The organism is Streptomyces sp. NPDC031466, assembly GCF_055581265.1.
In genome coordinates, this window is sequence record NZ_JBVIJT010000005.1 from 491,339 (window position 1) to 514,686 (window position 23,348).

19 protein-coding genes are annotated in these 23,348 nt (G+C 70.4%); 10 read left to right on the top strand and 9 right to left on the bottom strand.

Annotated features, from left to right (window positions below; translation table 11 throughout):
* The first annotated feature begins 81 nt into the window (after positions 1-81).
* Positions 82-1,890: a globin domain-containing protein gene (locus tag ACZ5GP_RS14275; protein WP_468751118.1), complete on the top strand. Its 1,809-nt coding sequence runs from the start codon at positions 82-84 to the stop codon at positions 1,888-1,890.
* Here ACZ5GP_RS14275 and ACZ5GP_RS14280 read toward each other — a convergent pair.
* The 4 genes from ACZ5GP_RS14280 to ACZ5GP_RS14295 form a co-directional block, all read right to left on the bottom strand.
* Entirely contained in the window at positions 1,887-2,369 is a 483-nt protein-coding gene (locus tag ACZ5GP_RS14280) for an NUDIX hydrolase (RefSeq protein ID WP_358578182.1), read from the bottom strand. The two genes, ACZ5GP_RS14275 and ACZ5GP_RS14280, sit on opposite strands and share 4 nt — an antisense overlap.
* Positions 2,370-2,428: 59 nt before the next feature.
* A complete protein-coding gene (locus ACZ5GP_RS14285) occupies positions 2,429-3,334 on the bottom strand; it encodes a LysR family transcriptional regulator (RefSeq protein ID WP_468751279.1) in 906 nt (301 codons plus the stop codon).
* Between the two features lie 197 nt (positions 3,335-3,531).
* Positions 3,532-4,746 carry a cystathionine gamma-lyase gene (locus tag ACZ5GP_RS14290; RefSeq protein WP_468751119.1) on the bottom strand — a complete coding sequence of 405 codons (1,215 nt, stop codon included), beginning with the start codon at positions 4,744-4,746 and terminating at the stop codon, positions 3,532-3,534.
* Between the two features lie 5 nt (positions 4,747-4,751).
* Positions 4,752-5,129 (bottom strand): phage holin family protein, encoded by a 378-nt coding sequence (locus ACZ5GP_RS14295; RefSeq protein ID WP_468751120.1) that lies wholly within the window; start codon positions 5,127-5,129, stop codon positions 4,752-4,754.
* A gap of 97 nt (positions 5,130-5,226) precedes the next feature.
* Here ACZ5GP_RS14295 and ACZ5GP_RS14300 point away from each other — a divergent pair, with 97 nt between their 5' ends.
* From ACZ5GP_RS14300 to ACZ5GP_RS14315, 4 genes are all read left to right on the top strand, one after another.
* Positions 5,227-5,544 carry a cupin domain-containing protein gene (locus ACZ5GP_RS14300; RefSeq protein WP_468751121.1) on the top strand — a complete coding sequence of 106 codons (318 nt, stop codon included), beginning with the start codon at positions 5,227-5,229 and terminating at the stop codon, positions 5,542-5,544.
* Between the two features lie 266 nt (positions 5,545-5,810).
* Positions 5,811-6,023, top strand: a complete 213-nt coding sequence (locus ACZ5GP_RS14305) for a DUF5326 family protein (RefSeq protein ID WP_358578221.1) — start codon at positions 5,811-5,813, stop codon at positions 6,021-6,023.
* 260 nt (positions 6,024-6,283) lie between these two features.
* Positions 6,284-7,096, top strand: a complete 813-nt coding sequence (locus tag ACZ5GP_RS14310) for an IclR family transcriptional regulator (RefSeq protein WP_468751122.1) — start codon at positions 6,284-6,286, stop codon at positions 7,094-7,096.
* Between the two features lie 103 nt (positions 7,097-7,199).
* Complete coding sequence (locus ACZ5GP_RS14315; protein WP_468751123.1) at positions 7,200-7,637, top strand: SsgA family sporulation/cell division regulator; 438 nt, start codon at positions 7,200-7,202, stop codon at positions 7,635-7,637.
* 51 nt (positions 7,638-7,688) lie between these two features.
* Here the strand turns inward: ACZ5GP_RS14315 and ACZ5GP_RS14320 are convergent, their stop codons facing one another.
* Positions 7,689-9,254: a YibE/F family protein gene (locus tag ACZ5GP_RS14320; protein WP_468751124.1), complete on the bottom strand. Its 1,566-nt coding sequence runs from the start codon at positions 9,252-9,254 to the stop codon at positions 7,689-7,691.
* Between the two features lie 219 nt (positions 9,255-9,473).
* Here ACZ5GP_RS14320 and thiC point away from each other — a divergent pair, with 219 nt between their 5' ends.
* Positions 9,474-11,309 (top strand): phosphomethylpyrimidine synthase ThiC, encoded by a 1,836-nt coding sequence (gene thiC / locus ACZ5GP_RS14325; RefSeq protein ID WP_468751125.1) that lies wholly within the window; start codon positions 9,474-9,476, stop codon positions 11,307-11,309.
* A gap of 61 nt (positions 11,310-11,370) precedes the next feature.
* Here thiC and ACZ5GP_RS14330 read toward each other — a convergent pair whose 3' ends face one another.
* From ACZ5GP_RS14330 to ACZ5GP_RS14340, 3 genes are all read right to left on the bottom strand, one after another.
* A complete protein-coding gene (locus ACZ5GP_RS14330) occupies positions 11,371-12,267 on the bottom strand; it encodes a hypothetical protein (RefSeq protein WP_468751126.1) in 897 nt (298 codons plus the stop codon).
* A gap of 182 nt (positions 12,268-12,449) precedes the next feature.
* Positions 12,450-13,553 (bottom strand): metallophosphoesterase, encoded by a 1,104-nt coding sequence (locus ACZ5GP_RS14335; RefSeq protein ID WP_468751280.1) that lies wholly within the window; start codon positions 13,551-13,553, stop codon positions 12,450-12,452.
* Between the two features lie 214 nt (positions 13,554-13,767).
* Positions 13,768-14,889 carry a LacI family DNA-binding transcriptional regulator gene (locus tag ACZ5GP_RS14340; RefSeq protein ID WP_358697868.1) on the bottom strand — a complete coding sequence of 374 codons (1,122 nt, stop codon included), beginning with the start codon at positions 14,887-14,889 and terminating at the stop codon, positions 13,768-13,770.
* A 431-nt stretch (positions 14,890-15,320) separates the two neighbouring features.
* Between ACZ5GP_RS14340 and hisC the strand changes: the two genes are divergently transcribed.
* Positions 15,321-16,400: a histidinol-phosphate transaminase gene (gene hisC / locus ACZ5GP_RS14345; protein ID WP_468751127.1), complete on the top strand. Its 1,080-nt coding sequence runs from the start codon at positions 15,321-15,323 to the stop codon at positions 16,398-16,400.
* Between the two features lie 25 nt (positions 16,401-16,425).
* Here hisC and ACZ5GP_RS14350 read toward each other — a convergent pair whose 3' ends face one another.
* Positions 16,426-16,821, bottom strand: a complete 396-nt coding sequence (locus tag ACZ5GP_RS14350; RefSeq protein WP_468751128.1) for a cyclophilin-like fold protein — start codon at positions 16,819-16,821, stop codon at positions 16,426-16,428.
* Positions 16,822-17,056: 235 nt separating this feature from the next.
* On the opposite strand from ACZ5GP_RS14350, the gene ACZ5GP_RS14355 reads away from it, so the two are divergent.
* Genes ACZ5GP_RS14355 through cydD form a run of 3 tightly spaced genes read left to right on the top strand, consistent with a single transcriptional unit; the run spans position 17,057 to position 23,277 of the window.
* Entirely contained in the window at positions 17,057-18,595 is a 1,539-nt protein-coding gene (locus ACZ5GP_RS14355) for a cytochrome ubiquinol oxidase subunit I (protein ID WP_468751129.1), read from the top strand.
* Between the two features lie 19 nt (positions 18,596-18,614).
* Positions 18,615-19,619, top strand: a complete 1,005-nt coding sequence (cydB, locus tag ACZ5GP_RS14360) for a cytochrome d ubiquinol oxidase subunit II (protein ID WP_468751130.1) — start codon at positions 18,615-18,617, stop codon at positions 19,617-19,619.
* Between the two features lie 31 nt (positions 19,620-19,650).
* Entirely contained in the window at positions 19,651-23,277 is a 3,627-nt protein-coding gene (cydD, locus tag ACZ5GP_RS14365; RefSeq protein ID WP_468751131.1) for a thiol reductant ABC exporter subunit CydD, read from the top strand.
* Positions 23,278-23,348 lie beyond the last annotated feature (71 nt).

The window sequence follows — 23,348 nt, forward strand, 5'->3', positions numbered from 1 at the left end:
ATCAAGGCAGAGCGAGGAAAGCGCGGGCTTCCGGCAGGAAGTGCACAGACCGACCGAGAGATGTTCGAGGCGAGGCACAGGATGGACGCTCCGACCACCACGTCGGCGGACGACGGCACTTCCGGCGGCGGGAGTGGCTGGTTCACGCCGCGCAGGCCGCCGAAGCGGCAGGAGGACGGGCATCAGCAGCGGCCCGGCGCCGAGGAGCCGGAAGCCGCGGAGGTGCGCCGACCGGCGTCGATACGTCCCTTGGGCAGGGTTGAGGAGGCGAGCCCCGGCGCGTCGCACTCCGGGGTCTCCACCGGATCTCACACCGCGGCTCCGGTGGAAGAGCGAATATCCGGCGCGTCGGTCTCCCGGACGGCCCAGGCACTCGCGACCGCTCCTGCGGATCAGGAACAGGCCCCGGCGGCGGACGCCGCACCGCGGATGCCCGCCCAGACCGCCCGACGACAGCCCGCCCCGCACGCGGCCCAGCCGCACCCTGCTCCACAAGCGGCCCGGCCGCACCCTGCCCCGCAAGCCGCTCAACCCCGGTTCACCTCGGCAGCGGGCGTTACGCAGCACACGGCAGCGACCGGCACGCAGCATGCTCCGGAAGCCGCTGACCCGCGACACGTTCCGGCAGCAGCGGACGATCCGCGGCACACTCCGGAAGCCCCTGGCCCGCAGCACGCTCCCGAAGCCGCTGCCCCGCAGGGCGCCCCACCGGCCCCCGCAGAGCCCGAGGCCGAGGCGCTCGCCCAGTCCTCCAAGCTGGCCAAGCCGTCCGTACCGGTGTCCCCCGACGCGGCCCTGGTCCAGCGCACGATGGCCGAGATCGGCCCTGTCGCCGATCAGGTCACCTCGTACTTCTACGCACTGCTCTTCACCCGCCACCCGGATCTGCGCCCCTTGTTCCCCGCGGCGATGGACACCCAGCGGGACCGTCTCCTCAAGGCGCTGCTGACGGCGGCCGAGAACATCGACCGCACCGATGTGCTCGTCTCGTATCTGAAGAACCTCGGTCGCGGCCACCGCAAGTACGGCACCCAACCCGAGCACTACCCGGCCGTCGGTGAATGCCTGATCGCTTCTCTGAGCCGGTACGCGAGCGCGGTCTGGGACGAGGAGACCGAGGCCGCCTGGGTCCGTACGTACACGACGATCTCCCAGGTGATGATCGACGCGGCCGCGGAAGACGAACTGCGCGCCCCCGCCTGGTGGTTCGCCGAGGTCGTCGCCCATGACCTCAGAACCCCCGACATAGCCGTGGTCACGGTCCGCCCGGACCAGCCCTACCCCTTCCTCGCGGGGCAGTACACCAGCCTGGAGACCCCTTGGTGGCCGCGGATCTGGCGGCACTACTCCTTCGCGTCGGCGCCTCGCTCCGACGGGCTGCTGTCCTTCCACGTCAAGGCGGTCCCGGCCGGCTGGGTCTCCAACGCCCTGGTGCACCACGCCCGCCCCGGCGACGTACTGCGACTCGGTCCGCCCGCGGGGTCGATGACCGTCGACCACACCACCGACAGCGGCCTTCTGTGTCTGGGCGGCGGCACGGGCATCGCGCCCATCAAGGCCCTGGTCGAGGATGTCGCCGAGCACGGCAGACGCCGACCGGTGGACGTGTTCTACGGCGCCCGTACCGATCACGATCTGTACGACATCGACACCATGCTGCGGTTGCAGCAGGCCCACCCCTGGCTCGCCGTGCGCCCCATCGTGGACCAGCGGTCCCATCTGCCGGACGCCGTGCGCGAGTACGGCCCCTGGGACGAGTACGACGCCTACCTCTCGGGTCCGCCCGGCATGATCCGCAGCGGCCGGGACGCCCTGCGGGACGCGGGCATCCCCGAGGGGCGGATCCGCCACGACTCGGTCGAGGAATTGGTGGCGGCGGCCCGGGACTAACCCAGGTCGGGGGCGTGCATCGCGCGTACGCCCTCGATATTGCCGTCCAGGTAGTGCCGCAGCGACAGCGGTACGAGATGGACCGAGGCGATGCCGACGCGGGTGAAGGGCACCCGGACGATCTCGTACTCGCCGCAGGGTTCCTCGACCTCCGGGCCGTGCCGCAGGCCGGTGTCCATGGACTCCAGACGGCAGACGAAGAAGTGCTGCACCTTCACACCGGTCGCGCCGCCGTCCTCGCCGATGTGCTCCACGGTGTCGACGAAGCACGGCACGACGTCGATGACCTTCGCACCGAGTTCCTCGTGCACCTCACGGTGGAGCGCGTCGATGACGGTGGCGTCCTCCGGCTCCACGCCGCCGCCGGGGGTGACCCAGTACGGATCGACACCAGGCTTGGTCCGCTTGATCAGGATCAGGTCGTCGCCGTCCAGCAGGACGGCGCGTGCGGTGCGCTTGACCACGGGTCGGACGGTCATGGGAGGAATGTGGCCCGGACTGTTCCACGTGAAACATCGCGAACCGGTGGACGCGGCCATCAAGCCCAGTGAACGGCGGCCCGCAGCAGCCATGCGTGCGCCCGCGCTATGTGCGGCATGGCGAGCGTGCCCGTGCGCACCACCAGGAAGTATGTGCGCAGCGGGGGCACGGCGGGCTCCAGGAGGGCCACGACATCGCCGTGCGCCAAGGCGTCGGCGCACAGATAGCGGGGCAGTACGGCGAGACCGGCGCCCGAGGCCGCGCACGCGAGGACCGCGCGCAGGTCCGGCACGATGACGGCGCCGGCCGCGGCGGGACGGGTGTCGAAGACGGCGGCCCAGTAGCGGGAGATGAACGGCAGCGTCTCGTGCACCTCGACCACCGGCAGGTTCTCCAGTGGCAGCGCGCCCTTTCGGCGTAGCTTGCCGGGGCCGATGCGGGCGGCCCAGTTCTTCCCCGCGACCAGGACGTGCTCCTCGTCGCAGAGCGGGGTCGCGGTGAGCAGTCCGCCCCGGGGCCGGGCCGCGGTGATGGCCAGATCGTGGTGTCCGGCCGCGAGTCCCTCCAGGACTTCGTCGGCGGTGCCGAACGAGGCACGCAGCGCGTAACTGTGACCATCTTGGCCGTTGAGGGTGGTGAGCGCGGGCAGGGCCCGTTCCGCGGTGAACTCGGGGGGACCCGCGAGATGGAGAGTGCGCACCGATGACTCCTCGTCGAGTCCGGTCTCCGCGATCTCCACGAGGGCGTCCAGATGCGGGGCGGCCTTGTGGGCGAGTTCGTCGCCGATGGTCGTGGGGGTGACGCCGCGGGCCTGGCGCAGGAAAAGGGGGCGGCCCAGTTGCCGCTCCAGGGTGCGGATCTGGGAGGTGACGGCCGGCTGGGAGAGCCCGAGCAGTGCGGCGGCACGGGTGAAGGAGCCGGCCCGGTGCACCGTCACAAAGGTGCGCAGCAAGGCCAGGTCCATGGCGACGCCCTTCTCCTTCGTGACTCTCAGGGCGCTCAACTATAAATATGTCGATAGGCCTCTGTCGCTACAGTGATTGGACACTGACACAGAGTCAACTAGCCTTGTTCACGCGGTTCTTCGCAAGTGGAACCGGAACGGTCCGAGCCACGAGGGGGGAGGCTCGGACCGTTCGCCGTCCGCGGCCGCCGCAGCGTTCACCCTGCGGATGCGTCCAGCGCGTGGAGTACGTCAGCCACCAGGTCAGCGGCGTCTTCGGCCCCCGCGGAGAAGCGGATGAAGCCCTCCGGAACATCGTCGCCGCCCCAACGCCTACGCCGCTCGGCTGTGGACCGCACACCGCCGAAACTCGTCGCGTCGTCAACGAGCCGCAGCGCCTCCAGGAAGCGCTCGGCACGCTCGCGGGTGGGCAGCGTGAAGGACACCACGCACCCGAAGCGCCGCATCTGCCGTGAGGCGATCGGGTACGAGGGGTCGTCGGGCAGCCCGGGATAACGCAGCCCCGTGATCTCGGGGCGGCTCCGCAGGGCCTCGGCGAGGGCCAGCGCGTTCGCGTTCTGCCGGTCGGCACGCAGTTGGAGCGTGGCGAGGGAGCGATGCGCGAGCCAGGCCTCCATCGGCCCCGGAATCGCCCCGACGATCTTGCGCCAGCGTCGTACGGAAGCGGTCAGTTCCACGTCGCGGCAGGCGACGTACCCCAGAAGGATGTCGCCGTGACCGGTGAGCATCTTCGTGCCGCTCGCCACCGCGAAGTCGGCGCCCAGCTCAAGGGGCCGTTGGCCGAGCGGCGTGGCCAGGGTGTTGTCGACCGCGACAAGGGCGCCACGCGTGCGTGCCGCTGCCGCGAGGCGGCGCACGTCGCAGACGTCGAGCCCCGGGTTGGACGGCGTCTCGATCCACAGCAGCTTGGCGCCGTCCAGAACGTCGAGTTGCGCGTCGCCCCTGGTCGGGGCGGTCCGCACCTCGATGCCGTACGCCATGAGCTGCTCGCGGACCAGCGGCAGCACCTGGTAGCCGTCGTCCGGCAGGACCACCGCGTCCCCGGCGCGCAGCTGCGAGAACAGCACCGCCGAGATCGCGGCCATCCCGGAGGCGAAGACGAGCGTCTCGACGTCCTCACCGGCCCCCGGGGCCTCCAGCTCGCCGATGGCGCGCTCCAGGTGCGTCCAGGTGGGGTTCTCGTCGCGGGCGTAGGCGTAGCCGCCCGTGGGGTTGCCGGGCAGGTGGAAGTGCGCGGCGAAGACCGGACCCGGAAGCGTGGGTTCGTGCTTCACCGGCTCGGGCAGCCCGGCCCGGACGGCCCGTGTGCCCTCGCCTATGCGTTCGGGGTGGTCGTGTGTGCCGTGGGGGGCGTCGGCGGTGCCGTCTGAGGGGCCGTCGCCGCTGCCGCCCACGGGTGCGGAGTCCGTCATGCCGTTCAGTCCTCGTCCGGGAGGAGCATGTTCATGGCCCAGGAGACGATCGAGATGATCAGGCCGCCCAGGACGGCGGTCCAGAAGCCCTCCACGTGGAAGCTGACGTCGAACTTGTCGGCCAGCCACGAGGTGAGCAGCAGCATCAAGGCGTTGACCACGAGGGTGATCAGGCCGAGCGTCAGGATGAACAACGGGAAGGTGAGTACCTTCACCACCGGCTTGACCAGGAAGTTCACCAGCCCGAAGAGCAGAGCGACGACGATCAGGGTGCCGACTTTCTTGCCGGTGCTGCCGCCGGTCAGGGTGATCTTGTCGAGCAGCCACACGGCGACGGCCAGGGCCGCGGCGTTGGCGATCGTCTTGACTACGAAATTCTTCATGTGTCTGATCGTGGCAGACCCGGACCGGGAACGGCCGGTTCACGAGCACCGGCGGGGACTCCGCGGGGTGAGCACCAGCGAGGGGCGTACAAGGGCGATGAAGGCATTCCGACTGGATGAGCTGGAGGCGGAGCGCGCGGCGAACGACGGCGCGTATCTGCAGTTTCTGCGGGAGCGGAACATGTCGGTCGGGCTCTACGCGCTCGACGCCGGCGAGACCGATCCGCAGCAGCCGCACGCACAGGACGAGGTGTACATGGTCGTCAGCGGCCGTGCCTCGATCACGGTCGGCATGGAGACGACGGCGGTCGCGCGCGGCAGCGTCGTCTACGTACCGGCGGGCGTCGCCCACAAGTTCCACCACATCAGCGAGGACCTGCGGGTCCTGGTCGTCTTCTCGCCGCCGGAGGCCTGACGCCGAGGCCGGATCCCGAGCGGCAGGGGTGCGAGACGTGCTTGCGAGGCCTACCCCCGAGAGGCCTGATCGCTCTCTGAAGTCGGCCCTCTTCAGGGTCGCGACCTCGGGGTTCCCTCAGGGTCGGATCAGGGGAGGACAAGGGCTGCGCGGCCCCCGCAGGGCTCTTCGGCGCCCTAGCATCGAATGCAAGAAGTCGGGAGTCCACGGACACTCAGGAACCCGCGCCGATGCGATGTGCGCCGAGAGAGGTAAGGACGATGGCAGTGAAGGAGATTTTCGCGGGAATGCCGTGGTGGGTGAAGTGGGTGGCCGTGCCCGTCATCGCCTTGGTCGTGTTCGGCGGCGTGATAGCGACCGTTGTCGGCTTCGTCGTCGGCCTGCTCTTCAAGGCGCTGCTCTTCGTCGCCTTGGTCGGTGGACTCATCTACGTCGTACGGAAGTTCATATCCGGCTCCTCGTCCCGCACCGATTGGTGATCACGCGCGTGCCGAGCTGACTCCCACCGGGGCCGGCTGAACGCCGAGAGGTCGCCGTCAAGGCGATTACCGCCGAGGGGCGACTTTTCGAAACGGTTCCCTCGGCAGAGGGAAGTTTCCTGGCAGATGGCCGGGGAGCGGTGGCCAAGGGTTAGAGTCCGAAAACCGACGCGGGGGCCGCTCCCTCGCGGACGGGCGCACTGCCCACCCGTGTTTCTCCGGGCACGGACGGCTCCCCCTACGCGCTTCGGGAGTGAACCTTGGCCGCGGTCGACACCTCCACCTCGCCGGGCGGCACCTCCACCGCACCGAACGCCACCGCCGGCACACCCACCCTCATCGGCTCGGTGCAGCGGGCGATGCGGTTGCTGGAAGCCGCCGCGTCCCATCAGCACGGGGCACCTGCCAAGCAGTTGGCCCGAGAGGCGGGTCTGGCCCTCCCCACGGCCTACCACTTGCTGCGCACGCTGACCCACGAGGGCTATCTGCGCCGGGAGAATGGAGTGTTCGTGCTCGGCGAGGCGGTCGAGCGGCTCAGCGGCGGCGCTGCGCAGCAGAATCGTCGCGGCATGATCGGTGAGGCCCTCGCGCACTGCCGTGATGCCATCGGAGTGCCGGTGTACTTCGCCGTGTACCGGGAGGGCGAGATCGAGGTCGTCGCGGTCTCCGACACCCCGGGTAATCCGGCCGTCGAGGAGTGGGCCGACTTCCGCGAGACGGGCCATGCCCACGCCATCGGCCAGTGCCTCCTGTCCCAACTCGACGGAGAGGCGCGGCAGGACCACCTCGACCGCTATCCGGTGCGGTCGATCACGCGGTACTCGGTCCGGGACGACCGGACGTTCCTGCGTCGGCTCGACGCCATGGAGCGCATGCGTCCGGTCGTGGAGCGCCAGGAGTACGCGCTCGGAACGGTCTGTGCCGCCGTTCCGATCCTGGCGGGGAGCACCGCGGCGACCCTGGCCATCTCCGTGCCCGCCGCTCAGGCGGCCCGTCTGATGCCCGCCGCGGAGAGATTGCAGCGGGAGATCGGGGAACTGCTAGGGACACTCGCCTTCTCTATCAGCATCTGAAAACTCACTCCTTGTGATCAGGTGTGCACGTTCAGCAAGATGCCAGGAGCGTCAGGAAGTTGGTTCCTGGCCACTCGAGGGCTATGTGACGGGGTAGGGCGCAATGGACGAGTCGGTTCAGGCAGAAGTCATGATGAGCTTCCTTGTTTCCGAGGAGCTGTCGTTTCGTATCCCCGTGGAGTTGCGCTATGAGGCAGAAGATCCTTATGCCGTGCGGCTGACCTTCCACCTGCCCGGCGACGCCCCGGTGACCTGGGCTTTCGGGCGGGAGCTGCTGATCGACGGGGTGGTCAGGCCGTGCGGGGTGGGGGACGTGCGCATCGAGCCCACTGATCCCGAGACGCTCGACGAGGCCCTGATCAGGCTTCAGGTCGGCGAGGACCAGGCGCTGTTCCGGGTGGGAATCCCACTGCTGCTCGCCTTCCTGGACCGTACGGACAAGCTGGTGCCGTTCGGGCAGGAGCGAGCCCTCGCCGACTTCGAGGCGCACCTCGACGAGGCGCTGGACCGGATCCTGGCGGAGGAGCAGAACGCGGGCTGACCGCGGGCCCAACAGGCGGACACCAATGGCAGATTGGTGCATTTGCCGGCGTCAGGCCTTGCGGCGGCGCCCCTTTCCGCCTCGGGAGGAGCGTGGGGCCGGCGTGCCGGTGGCCGGGGCCGGGATGACGGGGCCGGACGAGCGGTCGGCGGAGACGACCAGGGCGGCCAGCGCGGTCGTCACCGGTACCGAGGCGACCAGGCCGATCGAGCCGATCAGGGTGCGCACGATCTCCTCGGCGACCAACTCGCTGTTGGCGACCGTGCCCACGCTGGACTGCGCGATCGAGAAGAGCAGCAGCAGGGGCAGTGCGGCACCCGCGTAGGCGAGGACGAGGGTGTTGACGACCGACGCGATGTGGTCGCGGCCGATACGGATGCCTGCGCGGTAGAGGCCGCGCCAGCCCATGGCCGGGTTGGCCTGGTGCAGTTCCCAGACCGCCGACGTCTGGGTGACCGTCACGTCGTCGAGGACGCCGAGGGAGCCGATGATGACGCCCGCGAGCAGCAGGCCGCTCATGTCGATGGACGGGTAGAGGCCGTGGATGAGACCGGTGTTGTCGTCCGTGTTGCCGGTCAGCGCGGCCCAGCCGATGAACAGGGAGCCCAACAGGCCGATCAGAAGGAGCGAGATGAGAGTGCCGAGCACCGCGACCGACGTACGGGCCGTGAGCCCGTGGCAGAGATAGAGCGCGACCAGCATGATGGCGCTCGCCCCGATCACGGCCACGACCAGCGGGTTCGAGCCTTGGAGGATGGCCGGCAGGATGAAGAAGGTGAGGACCAGGAAACTGACGGTGAGTGCGACCAGGGCCATCGCGCCGCGCAGACGGCCCACCACGACGACCGCCAGCGCGAAGATGCCGGCGAGCAGCGCCATGGGCATCTTGCGGTTCACATCGGTGACCGAGTACTGGAGTCCCTCGGGCGCCTTGGGCTCGTAGGCGACCACCACCTCTTGGCCCTGGTGCAGTTGCCGGGCCGAGTCCGGCTGGATGATCTCGGTGAACGTGCGGCCCTTGTCCTTGCCGGCGGACACCTCGATCAGCGCCTTCTTGCAGGTGCCGCTCGCACCGGACTGGGCGGATTGGCCCTCGGCGGTGGAGGTGTCGCCGTTGGGCGGGGTCTGCGAGGGGTTCAGGTCCTTGCAGGGCAGCTCCTGCACCTTCGTCACCTTTGCCGACTGCGTCTGCCGGTCGAAGCCGACTCCCGTCCGCTCGTGCGAGGGCGTACCACCCGGCCAGAGCACGACGAGCCCGACGACGACCGCGGTGGCGAAGGGAATCAGCACTGCGGCGATCACCTTGCGCAGATGCTGGGAGACGGGCGCGGCCGGCCCGTGGTTGTGCGAGTGCCCGCCGTGCCCGTGCCCGCCGCCGTGCCCATGCCCTCCGTGCCCGCCGCCGTGGCCGCCGTGCCCCTCGCCGGGCTCACCGCCGTGCACGTGCCCGGGGGTGGGCTCAGGCCCCGGCACGGGTTCGTGCCCAAGGGCGGGACCGGGTCCGTGTGCGGGCCCGTGGCCGTGGCCTTGGTCGCGTGCGTACCCGGGGCCGGGATCCGGCGGGCCCGAGTGAGGCGGTCGGGAGTGGGGAGGCGGCGGCGGGGGTGTGGTGGTCACGGCCCGATCATCGCAAGAACGGAGGGGGCCCTCTGTTCAGCGCGGCCGACATGACGCTAGCGTGGAGCCACCTTTGCAATCGCGGGAGCTCGGAGCACCGGGCTGAGAGGGCGCTGACCTCCGTACGAAACGGCACGAGATGTGCACGAGCCGTACGGAAGCCGCTGCGTCGACCGCCGAACCTGTTACCGGGTAATGCCGGCGTAGGGAGTAGGTCTCATGACCACATCGGACGCACGCACGCCTGCCTCGACGCGGGACCAGAGTCAGGACCAGGCCCAGAACAAGGGCCAGGACCAGGTCTGGAACCAGCGCGACGAGGCCGGGAAGTCCATCGGCTGGCACAAGGCGTATGTCGAGGGCTCACGCCCCGACCTGCGGGTGCCGGTCCGCCAGGTGCACCTCACCAACGGCAAGGCCGTCACGTTGTACGACACGTCGGGCCCGTACACCGACCCGTCGGCCGAGACCGACGTCCGTCGCGGGCTGCCCCCGCTGCGGGAGAACTGGATCATCGCCCGCGGCGACACCGAGGAGTACGTGGGCCGTCCGCTCCGCCCCGAGGACGACGGCATCAAGCACACCTCGCCCCGCGGCGGGCTCAAGAACCTCGACGCGGTCTTCCCCGGCCGCCCCCGCCAGCCGCGCCGCGGCCGCCCGGGTCAGGCGGTGACGCAGCTCGCGTACGCCCGGCGCGGGGAGATCACGCCCGAGATGGAGTTCATCGGGATCCGCGAGAACATGGACCCCGAGATCGTGCGGGAGGAGGTCGCGGCGGGCCGGGCCGTGATCCCGGCCAACGTCAACCACCCGGAGATCGAGCCGATGATCATCGGCAAGAAGTTCCTGGTGAAGGTGAACGCCAACATCGGCAACTCCGCGGTCACCTCCTCCATCGAGGAGGAGGTGGACAAGATGACCTGGGCGACCCAGTGGGGCGCCGACACGGTCATGGACCTCTCCACCGGCCGCAACATCCACACCACCCGCGAGTGGGTGCTGCGCAACTCCCCCGTGCCCATCGGCACCGTGCCGCTCTACCAGGCCCTGGAGAAGGTCGACGGCAAGGCCGAGGAGCTGACCTGGGAGATCTACAAGGACACGGTCATCGAACAGGCCGAGCAGGGCGTGGACTACATGACGGTGCACGCGGGCGTGCGCCTGCCGTATGTGCCGCTGACCGCGCGCCGCAAGACCGGCATCGTCTCGCGCGGCGGTTCGATCATGGCCGCCTGGTGCCTCGCGCACCACAAGGAGAGCTTCCTCTACGAGCACTTCGAGGAGCTGTGCGAGATCCTCGCCGCTTACGACGTGACGTACTCGCTCGGCGACGGCCTTCGGCCCGGGTCCATCGCGGACGCCAACGACGAGGCGCAGTTCGCGGAGCTGCGCACGCTCGGGGAGCTCAACACGATCGCCAAGCGGCACAACGTACAGACGATGATCGAGGGCCCCGGGCACGTCCCGATGCACAAGATCAAGGAGAACATCGACCTTCAGCAGGAGATCTGCGAGGAGGCGCCGTTCTACACGCTCGGTCCGCTGACCACCGACATCGCGCCCGCCTACGACCACATCACCTCCGGCATCGGGGCCGCGATGATCGGCTGGTGGGGCACGGCCATGCTCTGCTACGTCACGCCCAAGGAGCATCTGGGGCTGCCCAACCGCGACGACGTGAAGACCGGCGTCATCACGTACAAGATCGCGGCGCACGCGGCGGACCTCGCCAAGGGGCACCCGGGCGCGCAGGCCTGGGACGACGCGCTCTCGGACGCGCGCTTCGAGTTCCGCTGGGAGGATCAGTTCAATCTCGCCCTGGACCCGGTCACGGCGCGGGAGTTCCACGACGAGACGCTGCCGGCCGAGCCCGCGAAGACGGCGCACTTCTGCTCGATGTGCGGGCCGAAGTTCTGTTCGATGAAGATCTCCCAGGACATCCGCCGCCGGCACGGCGGAGACCTGGACCAGGACGACATCGAGGCGGGCATGGAGCAGAAGTCCAAGGAGTTCGCCGCGGCGGGCAACCGGGTCTATCTGCCGATCGCCGAGTGAGCGCGCCCCGCACGGCAGGGGTGTCCGCAGAGCGCCGGGTCGGCTCTGCGGACTCCCCGGCCTACTCCGGCTTGCGATCGGGCCCGCCGAAGTCCGGGCTGGGGAAGTCCGGGCTGGAGTAGCTCGGTCGCGACCCGGGCGCCCTGCCGCCGTCCGGGCTGCTGAAGCCCGGTCGGTGGTAGCCGAGTTGGGGCATGCGGCCGCCGGACCGCGGGTCGGCGGGCACCTGGGACGGCGTGCGGGCGGCGGGCGCCGCACCGGGATCCGCCAGGGCCGCCCGCAGGAACGGCACGAGGCCCTGTTCCAGGAGCGCCAGGCCCCAGGCTTCTCTGGCCCGGGCCACCTCGTCGCGCAGCTCGCCGTGCGGGCCCGCCTGGAGAGAGGTGGAGCCGTTGCGCAGGGCCGTCAGCAGGAGGCCGACCGCGGCGATCAGGATGCCCGCGGCCGTCAGCGCGCCGAACAGCCATCCCGCGGTGAGCAGGGTGTCCGCGAAGGCGGGCTCGGGGTTGAGCATCTTCAGGATGTAGCCGACGAGCAGGAAGATCGCGGCGGCCGCCCCCGCGAGGACGGGCGCGAGGACCGCGACGACGGCGATCGCGCCGGCTCCCGCCGTGGCCGCCGGTTCGGTGACCTCACCCATCGTCGTGGCGAGGCCTATGCCGCCGGAGCCGGACTCCGCGGCGCTGTGTCCGCTCCCTTCGCGGATCGAGGTGGAGGACGGTCGAGGTTCGCGCGCCTCCTCGCGAACCTGCACGTAGTGCGCGTACTCGGCCGCGGCGGCGGCCGTGATCAGCGCTGTCGCGTTCAGGGCCATGGTGCGCAGCTGTTCGGTGTTGAGCCGCCGGCCCACTGCGGCGAGTTCAGGACGGTCAGGTGCGGTGCGCAGCGCCTCGTCGAGTATCCGCTCGTACTCGGGGCGGTCCTCATTGAGCAGGTGTGGAGCGCTGTTCATGTGCATCCCCCGATGCTCCGTAGGGCTAAGGCTCGCATGGCTACGAGCCGTCGGGCAGAAACGGAGGGGAGCCTGCTACGGATAAGCCGATGGTAGAGCCGTGACGGCACGCGTTGACAGGGGGTTTCCAGAATTCTCCCCCCCCTGGGCAACACGGACCTGTAAAGGGGTGCCTGCCCGGGGAACGCTCAGATACCCAGGGGGAGTTGGCAGACCAGTAGCTTTCCGGCCATGGTCACTCCGCCGTCCATGGCGATGGCCAGGCCGTCGGCGTAGACGTGCGGGCCCTCGATGACCGGGCCGCCGCCGTCCGACTCGTCCTCGGAGCCGACATCCCCCAGGAGGTAGGGGATGGGGCTGTGACCATGGACGATGCGGGTGCCGCCGTACATGTCCAGGAGCTCGCGCACGGCCGCGGGGCCGGACTCGTCGCGGAACGCGAAGCGCTTGGTGAACTTGCGGAAGAGGTCCCAGCACTCGTCGGCGTCGTTGCGCGTGAGGGTCTCGCGGATGGTGTCGTTCACCGCCTCGATCGAATCGCCGTAGTCGAGATAGGCGGTCGTGTCGGAGTGCACCAGGAGGTGCCCGTCGGCCTCCTCCATCGCGTCCAGCCGGGCCATCCACTGCAGGTGGTGGTCCTCCAGGCGCTCCATGTCGGTCTTCTGGCCGCCGTTGAGCAGCCAGGCGGCCTGGAAGGTGGCGGTGCCGGCACCGGAGTTGACGGGGGTGTCGCCGAAGCGCTTGGCGCCGAGCAGGAGCAGCTCGTGGTTGCCCATGAGGGCCTTGCAGTAGCCGCCGGCGGCGGCCGCCTCGGCGGACAGGCGCATCACGAGGTCGATGACGCCGATGCCGTCGGGCCCGCGGTCGGTGAAGTCGCCGAGGAACCACAGGCGGGCGTTGCCCGCCGCCCAGTTGCCCTCGGCGTCGAGGAGGCCCTGTTCCTGGAGGGCCGCGAGGAGCTCGTCCAGATAGCCGTGCACGTCGCCCACGACGAACAGCGGGCCGTGCTGGTCGCCGGGCCTCGGCTGCGGGGGATCCGGCATGACCTGCACCTGGACCGTGTCACCACGGCGGCCGATGACCGGCAGGTCGCGCTGGGTCGGGGTGTAGCCGTCGTCCGGCACCTCCCCCGGAGCCGGGGCCGGGGCCGGCCCGGGGCCCGGGGGCGCGGGGCTCACCTCGGCGGGACCGGTCGTCTCATGGACGTACGCCGGTACGCGGAAGTCGCGCAGCGTCGCCGTCCGCACATCGGGTCCCTGACCGGCCCCCTGAGTCATCGACCCCTCCACCACCATTGCGCCGCATCTGCACCGAGAACGGACTGCCTGGTCGCAGCGGCCCGCGGTGTCGTCCGCCCATCATAGGAATGCGGCTCCCGCTGTGTGGTGCACCAGGGGTGGTGAATCGGTCCCTGACACCGGTTCACCGATGATTTCTCCCGAATTGGGCAGAGGTTTCCCCGCTCGTCGCGAGTGGGTGGCCCTCCTCCGCCCGGCTTCGTGGCGGTCAGCCGGAGCCCGAGGAGCGCGGCGGGCTGACCGTAGTGCGCGGTGGACGCCGCTCGGACGAGGTGCGGACGATCAGTTCGGTCGGTATCACCTGCTCGACCGGCCGGCCCGAGTCGATGCCCTCGATGGCGTCGATCAGGAGCTGTACGACGGCCGTGCCGATGCGCCGGGGCTTGAGGGAGAGCGTGGTGATGGGCGGTTCCGTGGTGGCGTAGACGGTGGACTCGCTGCAGCAGACGAGCAGCAGGTCGTCGGGGACGCGCAGGCCGTAACGCCGGGCGGCGGCGAGCAGGTCGGTGCCGTTGGGGTCGAAGAGGCCGTAGACGGCGTCGGGGCGGTCGGGCCGGGCGAGCAGCCGGTCGGCGGCGACGGCGCCCGCACACGGGTCGTGCGCGGGGTAGGACTCGTAGACGGGATCTTGTCCGACGCGCTCGCACCAGCGCAGATACGCGGTCGTGGACAGGTGGGTGTAGGTGTCCGTCGTGGTGCCGGTGAGCAGGCCGATGCGGCGGGCGCCCGCGGCCGCGAGGTGGTCGAGGATCTCCAGGACGGCGGCCTCGTGGTCGTTGTCGACCCAGGCGGTGACGGGCAGGGAGCCCGCGGGGCGGCCGTCGGAGACCACGGGGAGGCCCTGCCTGACCAGCTCGCTGACCACCGGATCGTGGTCGGAGGGGTCGATGACGACGGTGCCGTCGAGCGCGACGTTGGACCACACGTCGACCGGGCTGCGGCGCGAGGTCGCCGGGAGGATCACCAGGGCGTAGCCCCGGGCGAGCGCGGCGGAGGTGGCGGCTCTGGCCATCTCCGCGAAGTAGGCGAACTCGGTGAAGGTGAAAGGTTCATCCCCGTACGTCGTCACGGTCAGGCCGATGAGGCCGGACTTGCCGGTACGGAGGGTTCGGGCCGCCGCGGAAGGGCGGTAGCCCAGGCGCTCGGCGACTTCTCGGACGTGGCGTCGGGTGGCATCGGGCAGCCGCCCCTTGCCGTTGAGGGCATCGGAGACCGTCGTGATGGAGACACCGGCTGCGGCGGCCACGTCTCTGATGCCCGCCCTGTTGTGCCGGTTGCCCCGGCGCGCGGTCTCCGCTCGGCTCACCTGGTGCTTCCCTGCTGCTGTCATGGCGAGCCGATAGTAGGGCTCATCGGGGTGGGTAGCGCGGGTGCATATTCACTCGTTGACAGGCACGTTTCTGCAAGGCCTCTCCCGGTCAATGACCATGGAAAGCAATGGTGTTGGGCTTTCAGGAAGTCACTGCCGCTGATCGTCGCGCGAGGGCCCGGCGCATGCGGTAGGTCTCGAAGAGGTCTCAACTCACCTTCACGGGTGACGCGCGCCACGGAGCGAGCCACCGGCGCACGGGGGAGCACGGAGCGCCCCCCCGCTCGCCGCACACCTTCACCGCGCGCGGCCGGGCCCACCGATCGCGGATGGATCTCCGGAGGCCATTCGCACCGGCGCCGAATCCTCATAAGGTGAGCAGTATTCGAACCTTCGAGATGCGAACTTTCGAATCTTCGAACTGTTCCGGTACTGGTACGAGGAGGACTGCGGTGAGCGAGACGAGCCCGAGGCTGCGCGCCGAGCTGGAGGGGATCCCCACCTACAAGCCGGGCAAGCCCGCCGCGGCCGACGGCCCGGTGGCCTACAAGCTGTCCTCCAACGAGAACCCCTACCCGCCGCTCCCCGGCGTCCTGGAGAGCGCGCTCGCGGCGGCCGGTTCCTTCAACCGCTACCCCGACATGGCGTGCACGGGTCTGATGAGTGAGCTGGCCGACCGCTTCGGGGTGCCCGCGGCGCACATCGCCACCGGCACCGGCTCGGTGGGCGTGGCCCAGCAGCTGCTCCAGGCCACGTCCGGCCCGGGCGACGAGGTCATCTACGCGTGGCGGTCCTTCGAGGCGTACCCGATCATCACGCAGGTCAGCGGCGCGACGTCGGTGCGGGTGCCGCTGACCGAGGGCGAGGTGCACGACCTGGACGCGATGGCCGACGCCATCACCGAGCGCACCCGCCTCATCTTCGTCTGCAACCCCAACAACCCCACCGGCACCGTGGTCCGCAGGGCGGAGCTGGAGCGGTTCCTGGACCGGGTGCCGAGTGATGTGCTGGTCGTACTGGACGAGGCGTACCGCGAGTTCATCCGCGACCCCGAGGTGCCGGACGGCATCGAGATCTACCGTGACCGCCCCAACGTCTGCGTCCTGCGGACGTTCTCCAAGGCGTACGGTCTCGCGGGCCTGCGGGTCGGCTTCGCGGTCGCCCATGAGCCGGTGGCCGCCGCGCTGCGCAAGACGGCGGTGCCCTTCGGTGTGAGCCAGCTGGCGCAGGACGCGGCGGTGGCGTCGCTGCGCGCGGAGGACGAGCTGATGGGCCGGGTCGGCACGCTGGTCGCCGAGCGCACCCGGGTGGTCGAGGCACTGCGCGGGCAGGGCTGGACGGTGCCCGAGACGCAGGCGAACTTCGTGTGGCTGCGGCTCGGGGACCGTACGGCCGACTTCGCGGCGGCGTGCGAGCGGGCCGGCGTCGTGGTGCGGCCGTTCGCGGGCGAGGGCATGCGGGCCACGATCGGGGAGACCGAGGCCAACGACGTCTTCCTGGCGGCGGCGGAGGCGTTCCGCAAGGAGCTTTAGCGAGGTGCTCCGGGAGGGGCCGGCCTCAGGCGGTGAGGAGTTCGACGCGGATCGGGTCGCCGTCGCGCACGGTCGCCAGGAGGCGCGGGTCCTGCTCGACCCGGCCGAGGACATTGCACGGGCTCGCGAGGCGGCACTCGTCGCCTCGCGAGATCGGCGTGGGGCCGTAGGGGAGCGCGAGGGCGTCGCCGTCGGGCCAGAAGGCCACCGTGCCCGGCTCGACGACCTGACGGGCGTCGGCCTCGCACGGGACGCTCACGCCCGTGTCGAAGTAGACCTCCTCGCCCCAGGTGTGGGCGGTGGCGGTGAGCGGCAGGGCCTTCTCCAGGGCCCGGAAGGTCGGGGTGTCGCCGACCGTCGCGGTCAGGTGGCCGGCGGGCCAGGAGATCCGTATCCGTAGCTGGTGCTGCTCTGTCTGCATGCCGCGGATTCAACAATATGTTGAAGCCGATGGGAAGGGTCCGCGACCCCGACGGCAAGTTCCCGGCTGTGGGTCCCGGCGGTAAGGGGACCCCCCATTTGGGCGTCGACAGCCAGTACGACATAATGCTTGTGAATGTGAACGCGTTCACAAGCGTGCCCCGGTTCCTCCGGAGATCAGTGGGACAAGCAGGGGCAAACTGCCGCGATGACCACGGCGAGTAAGGAGAGACGCAGTGGACCTGGCTCTGGCGCCCGAGACCTTGGCGCGATGGCAGTTCGGCATCACCACCGTCTACCACTTCCTGTTCGTCCCCCTGACGATCTCGTTGGCCGCCCTCACGGCGATCCTGGAGACGGCGTGGGTCCGGACGGGCAAGGAGCACTACCTCCGGGCGACGAAGTTCTGGGGAAAGCTGTTCCTGATCAACATCGCGATGGGTGTCGTCACCGGCATCGTCCAGGAGTTCCAGTTCGGCATGAACTGGTCCGACTACTCGCGCTTCGTCGGTGACGTCTTCGGGGCGCCGCTGGCCTTCGAGGCGCTGATCGCCTTCTTCTTCGAGTCGACCTTCATCGGCCTGTGGATCTTCGGCTGGGACAAGCTGCCGAAGAAGCTGCACTGCGCGACCATCTGGATCGTCTCCATCGGCACGATCCTGTCGGCGTACTTCATCATCGCCGCGAACGCCTTCATGCAGCACCCGGTCGGCTACAAGATCGTGGAGCGGGACGGCACCAAGCGCGCCGAGCTGACGGACTTCTCGAAGGTGCTCTTCCAGGAGACGACGCTGGTCAACTTCTTCCACGTCATCTCGGCGGCCATCTTGGTCGGCGGCGCCTTCATGACCGGCATCGCCATCGTCCACCTGCGCAAGAAGCGGCACATCCGCACCATGCGCATGTCGATGCGGCTGGGCCTGGTCACGGCGTTCGTCGGCACCCTGCTCACCGTGGTCAGCGCGGACACGCTCGGCAAGGTCATGTACGAGCAGCAGCCGATGAAGATGTCGGCCGCCGAGGCGCTGTGGGAGTCAGAGAAGCCGGCGCCCTTCTCGATCTTCGCGTACGGCGATGTCGCCGAGGGCCACAACAAGGTCGCCATCGAGGTCCCCGGCGTCCTGTCCTTCCTCGCCAAGAACAACTTCAGCGCCGAGATCCCCGGCATCAACGACCTCAACAAGGAGGCGCGGGAGAAGTTCGGCCCCGGTGACTACCGGCCCAACATCCCCACCGCCTACTGGTCGTACCGCTGGATGATCGGCTTCGGCGGAGTCTCGATGGCCCTGTGCACCGCGGGTCTGTGGCTGACGCGCAAGAAGTTCTGGCTCGCTCCGGAGCACCGCACCGGCGCGGACGAGATCCCCAAGCTCATGCTCACCAAGAACAAGGAGCTGGCCCCCAAACTCGGCCACTGGTGGTGGGTGCTCTCCCAGTGGACGCTGATCTTCCCCCTCATCGGCACCGCCTGGGGCTGGATCTTCACCGAGACGGGCCGGCAGCCCTGGGTGGTCTACGGAGTGCTCCGCACCCGGGACGCGGTCTCGCCCGGCGTCTCACAGGGCGAGGTGCTCACCTCGCTGATCGGGTTCACGCTCATCTACGCGATCCTCGCCGTGATCGAGGTGAAGCTGCTGCTCAAGTACGTCAGGCAGGGGCCGCCCGAGCTGACCGAGGCGGACCTCGACCCGCCCACCAAGATCGGCGGGCCGCGCGGCGGTTCCGGTGCGGGATCGGACGCCGACGCCGACCGGCCCATGGCCTTCTCGTACTGAAGGAAGGAGCGCTCAGGACATGGAACTCCACGACATCTGGTTCGTACTGATCGCCGTTCTGTGGATCGGCTACTTCTTCCTGGAGGGCTTCGACTTCGGGATCGGGGTCCTGACCAAGCTGCTCGCCCGCGACCGGGTCGAGAAGCGGGTCCTCATCAACACCATCGGCCCCGTCTGGGACGGCAACGAGGTGTGGCTGCTCACGGCGGGCGGCGCGACCTTCGCCGCCTTCCCCGAGTGGTACGCGACGCTCTTCTCCGGCTTCTATCTGCCGCTGCTCGTCATCCTGATCTGCCTGATCGTGCGCGGTGTCGCCTTCGAGTACCGCGCCAAGCGGCCCGAGGAGCGGTGGCAGACCAACTGGGAGCACGCGATCTTCTGGACGTCGCTGATCCCGGCGGTCATGTGGGGCGTGGCCTTCGCGAACATCACACGCGGTGTCGCGATCGACGCACACAAGGAGTACGTGGGTTCCTTCTGGGACCTGCTCAACCCGTACGCGATCCTGGGCGGCCTGGTCACGCTGACCCTGTTCACCTTCCACGGCGCGGTGTTCGCCTCGCTCAAGACGGTGGGCGACATCCGGGTGCGTGCGCGGAAGCTGGCGCTCGGTCTCGGGCTCGTCACGGCCGTGCTGGCGCTGGGCTTCCTGACGTGGACCCAGCTGGCCCACGGCGACGGCAAGAGCCTGGTCGCGATGGCCGTGGCGGTGCTCGCGCTGGTGGGCGCCATCGGGGCGATCAAGGCCGGGCGCGAGGGATGGTCGTTCGCGCTGTCGGGCGTCACGATCGCGGCGGCCGTCGCGATGCTCTTCCTGACGCTCTTCCCGAACGTCATGCCGTCGTCCCTGAACGACGAGTGGAGCCTCACGGTCACCAACGCCTCGTCCAGCCCGTACACCCTGAAGATCATGACCTGGTGCGCGGTCATCGCGACGCCCGTCGTGCTGCTCTACCAGGGATGGACGTACTGGGTGTTCCGCAAGCGCATCGGCACGCAGCACATCGCCGACGCCGCCCACTAGGTTCCGACGTCCCTGTGGCTCTCAGGAAGGCGTGTTTCACGTGAAACCAATCGATCCGCGTCTGCTCCGGTACGCCCGTGCCACCCGCTTCTTCCTCGTCGCGGTGGTGGTCCTGGGCCTCGCGGGGGCAGGTCTGGTGATCTGCCAGGCGATGCTCATCGCCGAGATCGTGGTGGGCGCCTTCCAGAAGGGCCTGTCCGTCGCCGACCTGGGTATGCCGCTGTCGTTGCTCGCCCTGGTCGCGGTGGGCCGGGGGCTGGTCTCCTGGCTGACCGAGCTGGCCGCGCACCGGGCGAGCGCGGCGGTCAAGTCGGAGCTGCGGGGGCGGCTCCTGGCGCGGGCCGGTGAGCTGGGGCCCGCATGGTCGAGCGGGCAGCGGACCGGCTCGCTGGTGTCGCTGGCGACGCGGGGCGTGGACGCGCTCGACGACTACTTCTCGCGCTATCTGCCGCAGCTGGGGCTCGCGGTGGTGGTCCCCGTGGCGGTGCTCGCCCGCATCGTCACCGAGGACTGGGTGTCGGCGGCGATCATCGTGGTGACGCTGCCGCTGATCCCGATCTTCATGATCCTGATCGGCTGGGCGACGCAGCACCGGATGGACCGGCAGTGGAAGCTGCTGTCCCGGCTCTCGGGGCACTTCCTCGACGTCGTGGCGGGCCTGCCCACCCTGAAGGTGTTCGGCCGCGCCAAGGCACAGACCGAGTCGATCCGGAAGATCACCGGCGAGTACCGGCAGGCGACGATGCGGACACTGCGCATCGCCTTCCTGTCGTCCTTCGCGCTGGAACTGCTCGCCACGATCTCCGTCGCGCTGGTCGCGGTGACCATCGGCATGCGACTCGTCCACGGCGAGATGGACCTGTACGTCGGCCTCGTCATCCTCGTCCTCGCCCCCGAGGCCTATCTACCGCTGCGCCAGGTCGGCGCGCAGTACCACGCGGCGGCGGAGGGTCTTGCCGCCGCCGAGGAGATCTTCGAGGTCCTCGAGACCCCGGTACCGGCTACCGGCACCCGGGCGGCGCCGTCCGGCGTGCTGAGCGTGGAGGGCGTGACGGTCCGGTATCCGGGGCGGGTCTCGGACGCGATCTCCGGGGCGTCGTTCGAGGTGGCGCCCGGGGAGACCGTGGCGCTCGTCGGGCCCAGCGGGGCGGGCAAGTCGACCCTCCTGAACGTGGTGCTCGGGTTCGTGCGGCCCACCGAGGGGCGGGTGCGCGTCGGGGGCGTCGACCTCGCGGAGGTCTCCCCCGAACGGTGGCGCGAGCGGATCGCGTGGGTGCCGCAGCGCCCGCACCTCTTCGCCGGGACCATCGCGGAGAACGTACGGCTCGCGCGACCCGAGGCGTCGGACACGCTGCTGCGGGAGGCGCTGCGCGACGCGGGGGCGCTGGAATTCGTGGACGCGCTGCCCGCCGGGGCGAACACCCCGCTGGGGGAGGACGGGGCCGGGCTCTCCGCCGGGCAGCGGCAGCGGCTCGCCCTGGCCCGGGCGTTCCTGGCCGATCGGCCCGTGGTGCTGCTCGACGAGCCGACGGCGGCGCTCGACGGGGGGACCGAGGCGGGGGTCGTGGAGGCCGTTCGGCGGCTGGCCGTCGGACGGACGGTGCTGCTGGTCGTGCATCGGCCCGCGCTGCTGGCCGTGGCGGATCGTGTGGTGCGGCTCGACGCGGTGCGCGGAGGGGCGGCGCGGCCGTCGGGGGGTGATGGGGCGGCCCTTGGCGCGTCGCACTTGGACGTGCCGGCTCTTGTTGCCCCGGCCCTTGCCGCGTCGGACTTGGACGGCCCGGCTCTCGATACGTCGTCCCTCGACGCGTCGGCCTCGGCCGCGCCGTCCCTCGATGCGCAGGCCGCCGGGGAGCGGGCGGCCTCGCCCATCGTGACGGTGGATGGTCGGACGGGGGACGCCGGCAAGGGGCGTGGCGTGGCGGCCCGCGTACGGGCAGCCGCGGGGGCGCGGCGAGGGCAGCTGGCGCTCGCGCTGTTGCTGGGGAGTCTCGCGCTGGGCAGTGCCGTCGGACTCATGGCCACGTCCGGGTGGCTGATATCCCGGGCCGCCGAGCAGCCCCCGGTGATGTACCTGATGATCGCCGTGACGGCGACCCGCGCCTTCGGTATCGGCCGCGCCGTCTTCCGCTACGCCGAGCGGCTCGTCTCGCACGACGCCGTGCTGCGGATGCTCGCCGACACCCGCGTCGCGGTCTACCGCCGCCTGGAGCGGCTCGCCCCGGCCGGCCTGCGCACCACCCGCCGCGGTGACCTCCTCTCCCGCCTGGTCGCCGACGTCGACGCCCTTCAGGACTACTGGTTGCGCTGGCTGCTGCCCGTCTCCGCCGCGGCCGCGGTGAGCGTCGGAGCCGTCGGTTTCACCGCCTGGCTGCTGCCCGAGGCGGGCGCGGTGCTCGCCGTGGGGCTGCTCGCCGCGGGCGTCGGGGTGCCGCTGCTGAGCGGTGCCGTGGCGCGCCGCACGGAGCGGAAGCTGGCCCCCGCGCGCGGGGTGCTCGCCACGCGCGTGGCCGATCTGCTCACGGGGACGGCGGAGTTGACCGTCGCCGGCGCGCTGAAGCGGCGTACGGCCAAGGCCGGGGAGGCCGACGCCGAGCTGACGCGGATCGCCTCCCGGGGCGCCACCGCCACCGCGCTCGGCGACGGGCTCGGCGCGCTCATCACGGGGCTCACGGTGACCGCGGCCGCGCTCGTGGGGGTGCAGGCGGTGCGAGACGGGCGGCTCAGCGGTGTCGCCCTGGCCGTGGTCGTGCTCACGCCGCTCGCCGCGTTCGAGGCGGTGCTGGGGTTGCCGCTCGCCGTGCGGTACCGCCAGCGGGTCATGAAGAGCGCCGAGCGCGTCCACGAGGTCCTCGACGCCCCCGAGCCGCTGCCGGAGCCCGCGGCGCCCGTGCTCGCCCCGTGCTCGCCCTTCCCGCTGCGGGTCGAGGGGCTGCGCGCACGCCACGAGGGTCAGCGGGGTGACGCGCTCGCCGGTGTCGACCTGACGCTGGAGCGCGGGCGGCGCATCGCCGTGGTCGGCCCCTCCGGTTCGGGCAAGACGACGCTCGCGCAGGTGCTGTTGCGCTTCCTGGGCGCGTACGAAGGGACGTACACGCTCGGGGGCACGGACGCGACCGCGCTGGACGGCGACACCGTGCGCGGCATGGTCGGACTGTGTGCCCAGGACGCGCACATCTTCGACAGCTCGGTGCGCGAGAACCTGCTGCTCGCCAAGAAGGACGCCACGGACGCGGAGCTGCGCGGCGCGCTGGAGCGGGCCCGCCTGGACGACTGGGTCGCCTCGCTGCCCGACGGCCTCGACACGCTCGTCGGCGAGCACGGGGCGCGGCTCTCCGGAGGCCAGCGGCAGCGCCTCGCGCTGGCCCGCGCGCTGCTCGCGGACTTCCCCGTCCTGGTGCTCGACGAGCCGGCCGAACACCTCGACCTGCCGACCGCGGACGCCCTCACCGCCGACTTGCTGGCGGCCACGAGGGGCCGCACGACACTGCTCATCACGCACCGGCTCGCCGGGCTCGACGCGGTGGACGAGGTGATTGTCCTGGACAGCGGGCGCGTGGCGCAGCGCGGCACGTACGGGGAGCTGGCGGCGGTGGCGGGCCCGTTGCGGCGGATGGTGGAGGTAGAGCGCGCGGCTGATCTGCTCGGCGTGGCCTGAGGACGGGGGCAGGCCGGGACTCCCTCCGTGGGCACGCGGCCCCGGAGCGACGGCCGCCGGTGTCCGACAGG

What these genes read in the sequence shown, in the direction of transcription:
- ACZ5GP_RS14285 (WP_468751279.1), bottom strand. Translation starts at nt 3,334, where the DNA reads ATGGACCTGGCCTTGCTGCGCACCTTTGTGACGGTGCACCGGGCCGGC.
- ACZ5GP_RS14330 (WP_468751126.1), bottom strand. Translation starts at nt 12,267, where the DNA reads ATGCACATGAACAGCGCTCCACACCTGCTCAATGAGGACCGCCCCGAG.
- ACZ5GP_RS14340 (WP_358697868.1), bottom strand. Translation starts at nt 14,889, where the DNA reads ATGACAGCAGCAGGGAAGCACCAGGTGAGCCGAGCGGAGACCGCGCGC.
- ACZ5GP_RS14350 (WP_468751128.1), bottom strand. Translation starts at nt 16,821, where the DNA reads ATGCAGACAGAGCAGCACCAGCTACGGATACGGATCTCCTGGCCCGCC.
- ACZ5GP_RS14295 (WP_468751120.1), bottom strand. Translation starts at nt 5,129, where the DNA reads ATGAAGAATTTCGTAGTCAAGACGATCGCCAACGCCGCGGCCCTGGCC.
- ACZ5GP_RS14290 (WP_468751119.1), bottom strand. Translation starts at nt 4,746, where the DNA reads ATGACGGACTCCGCACCCGTGGGCGGCAGCGGCGACGGCCCCTCAGAC.
- thiC (WP_468751125.1), top strand. Translation starts at nt 9,474, where the DNA reads ATGACCACATCGGACGCACGCACGCCTGCCTCGACGCGGGACCAGAGT.
- ACZ5GP_RS14280 (WP_358578182.1), bottom strand. Translation starts at nt 2,369, where the DNA reads ATGACCGTCCGACCCGTGGTCAAGCGCACCGCACGCGCCGTCCTGCTG.
- ACZ5GP_RS14275 (WP_468751118.1), top strand. Translation starts at nt 82, where the DNA reads ATGGACGCTCCGACCACCACGTCGGCGGACGACGGCACTTCCGGCGGC.
- cydB (WP_468751130.1), top strand. Translation starts at nt 18,615, where the DNA reads ATGGAACTCCACGACATCTGGTTCGTACTGATCGCCGTTCTGTGGATC.
- ACZ5GP_RS14315 (WP_468751123.1), top strand. Translation starts at nt 7,200, where the DNA reads ATGGACGAGTCGGTTCAGGCAGAAGTCATGATGAGCTTCCTTGTTTCC.
- ACZ5GP_RS14300 (WP_468751121.1), top strand. Translation starts at nt 5,227, where the DNA reads ATGAAGGCATTCCGACTGGATGAGCTGGAGGCGGAGCGCGCGGCGAAC.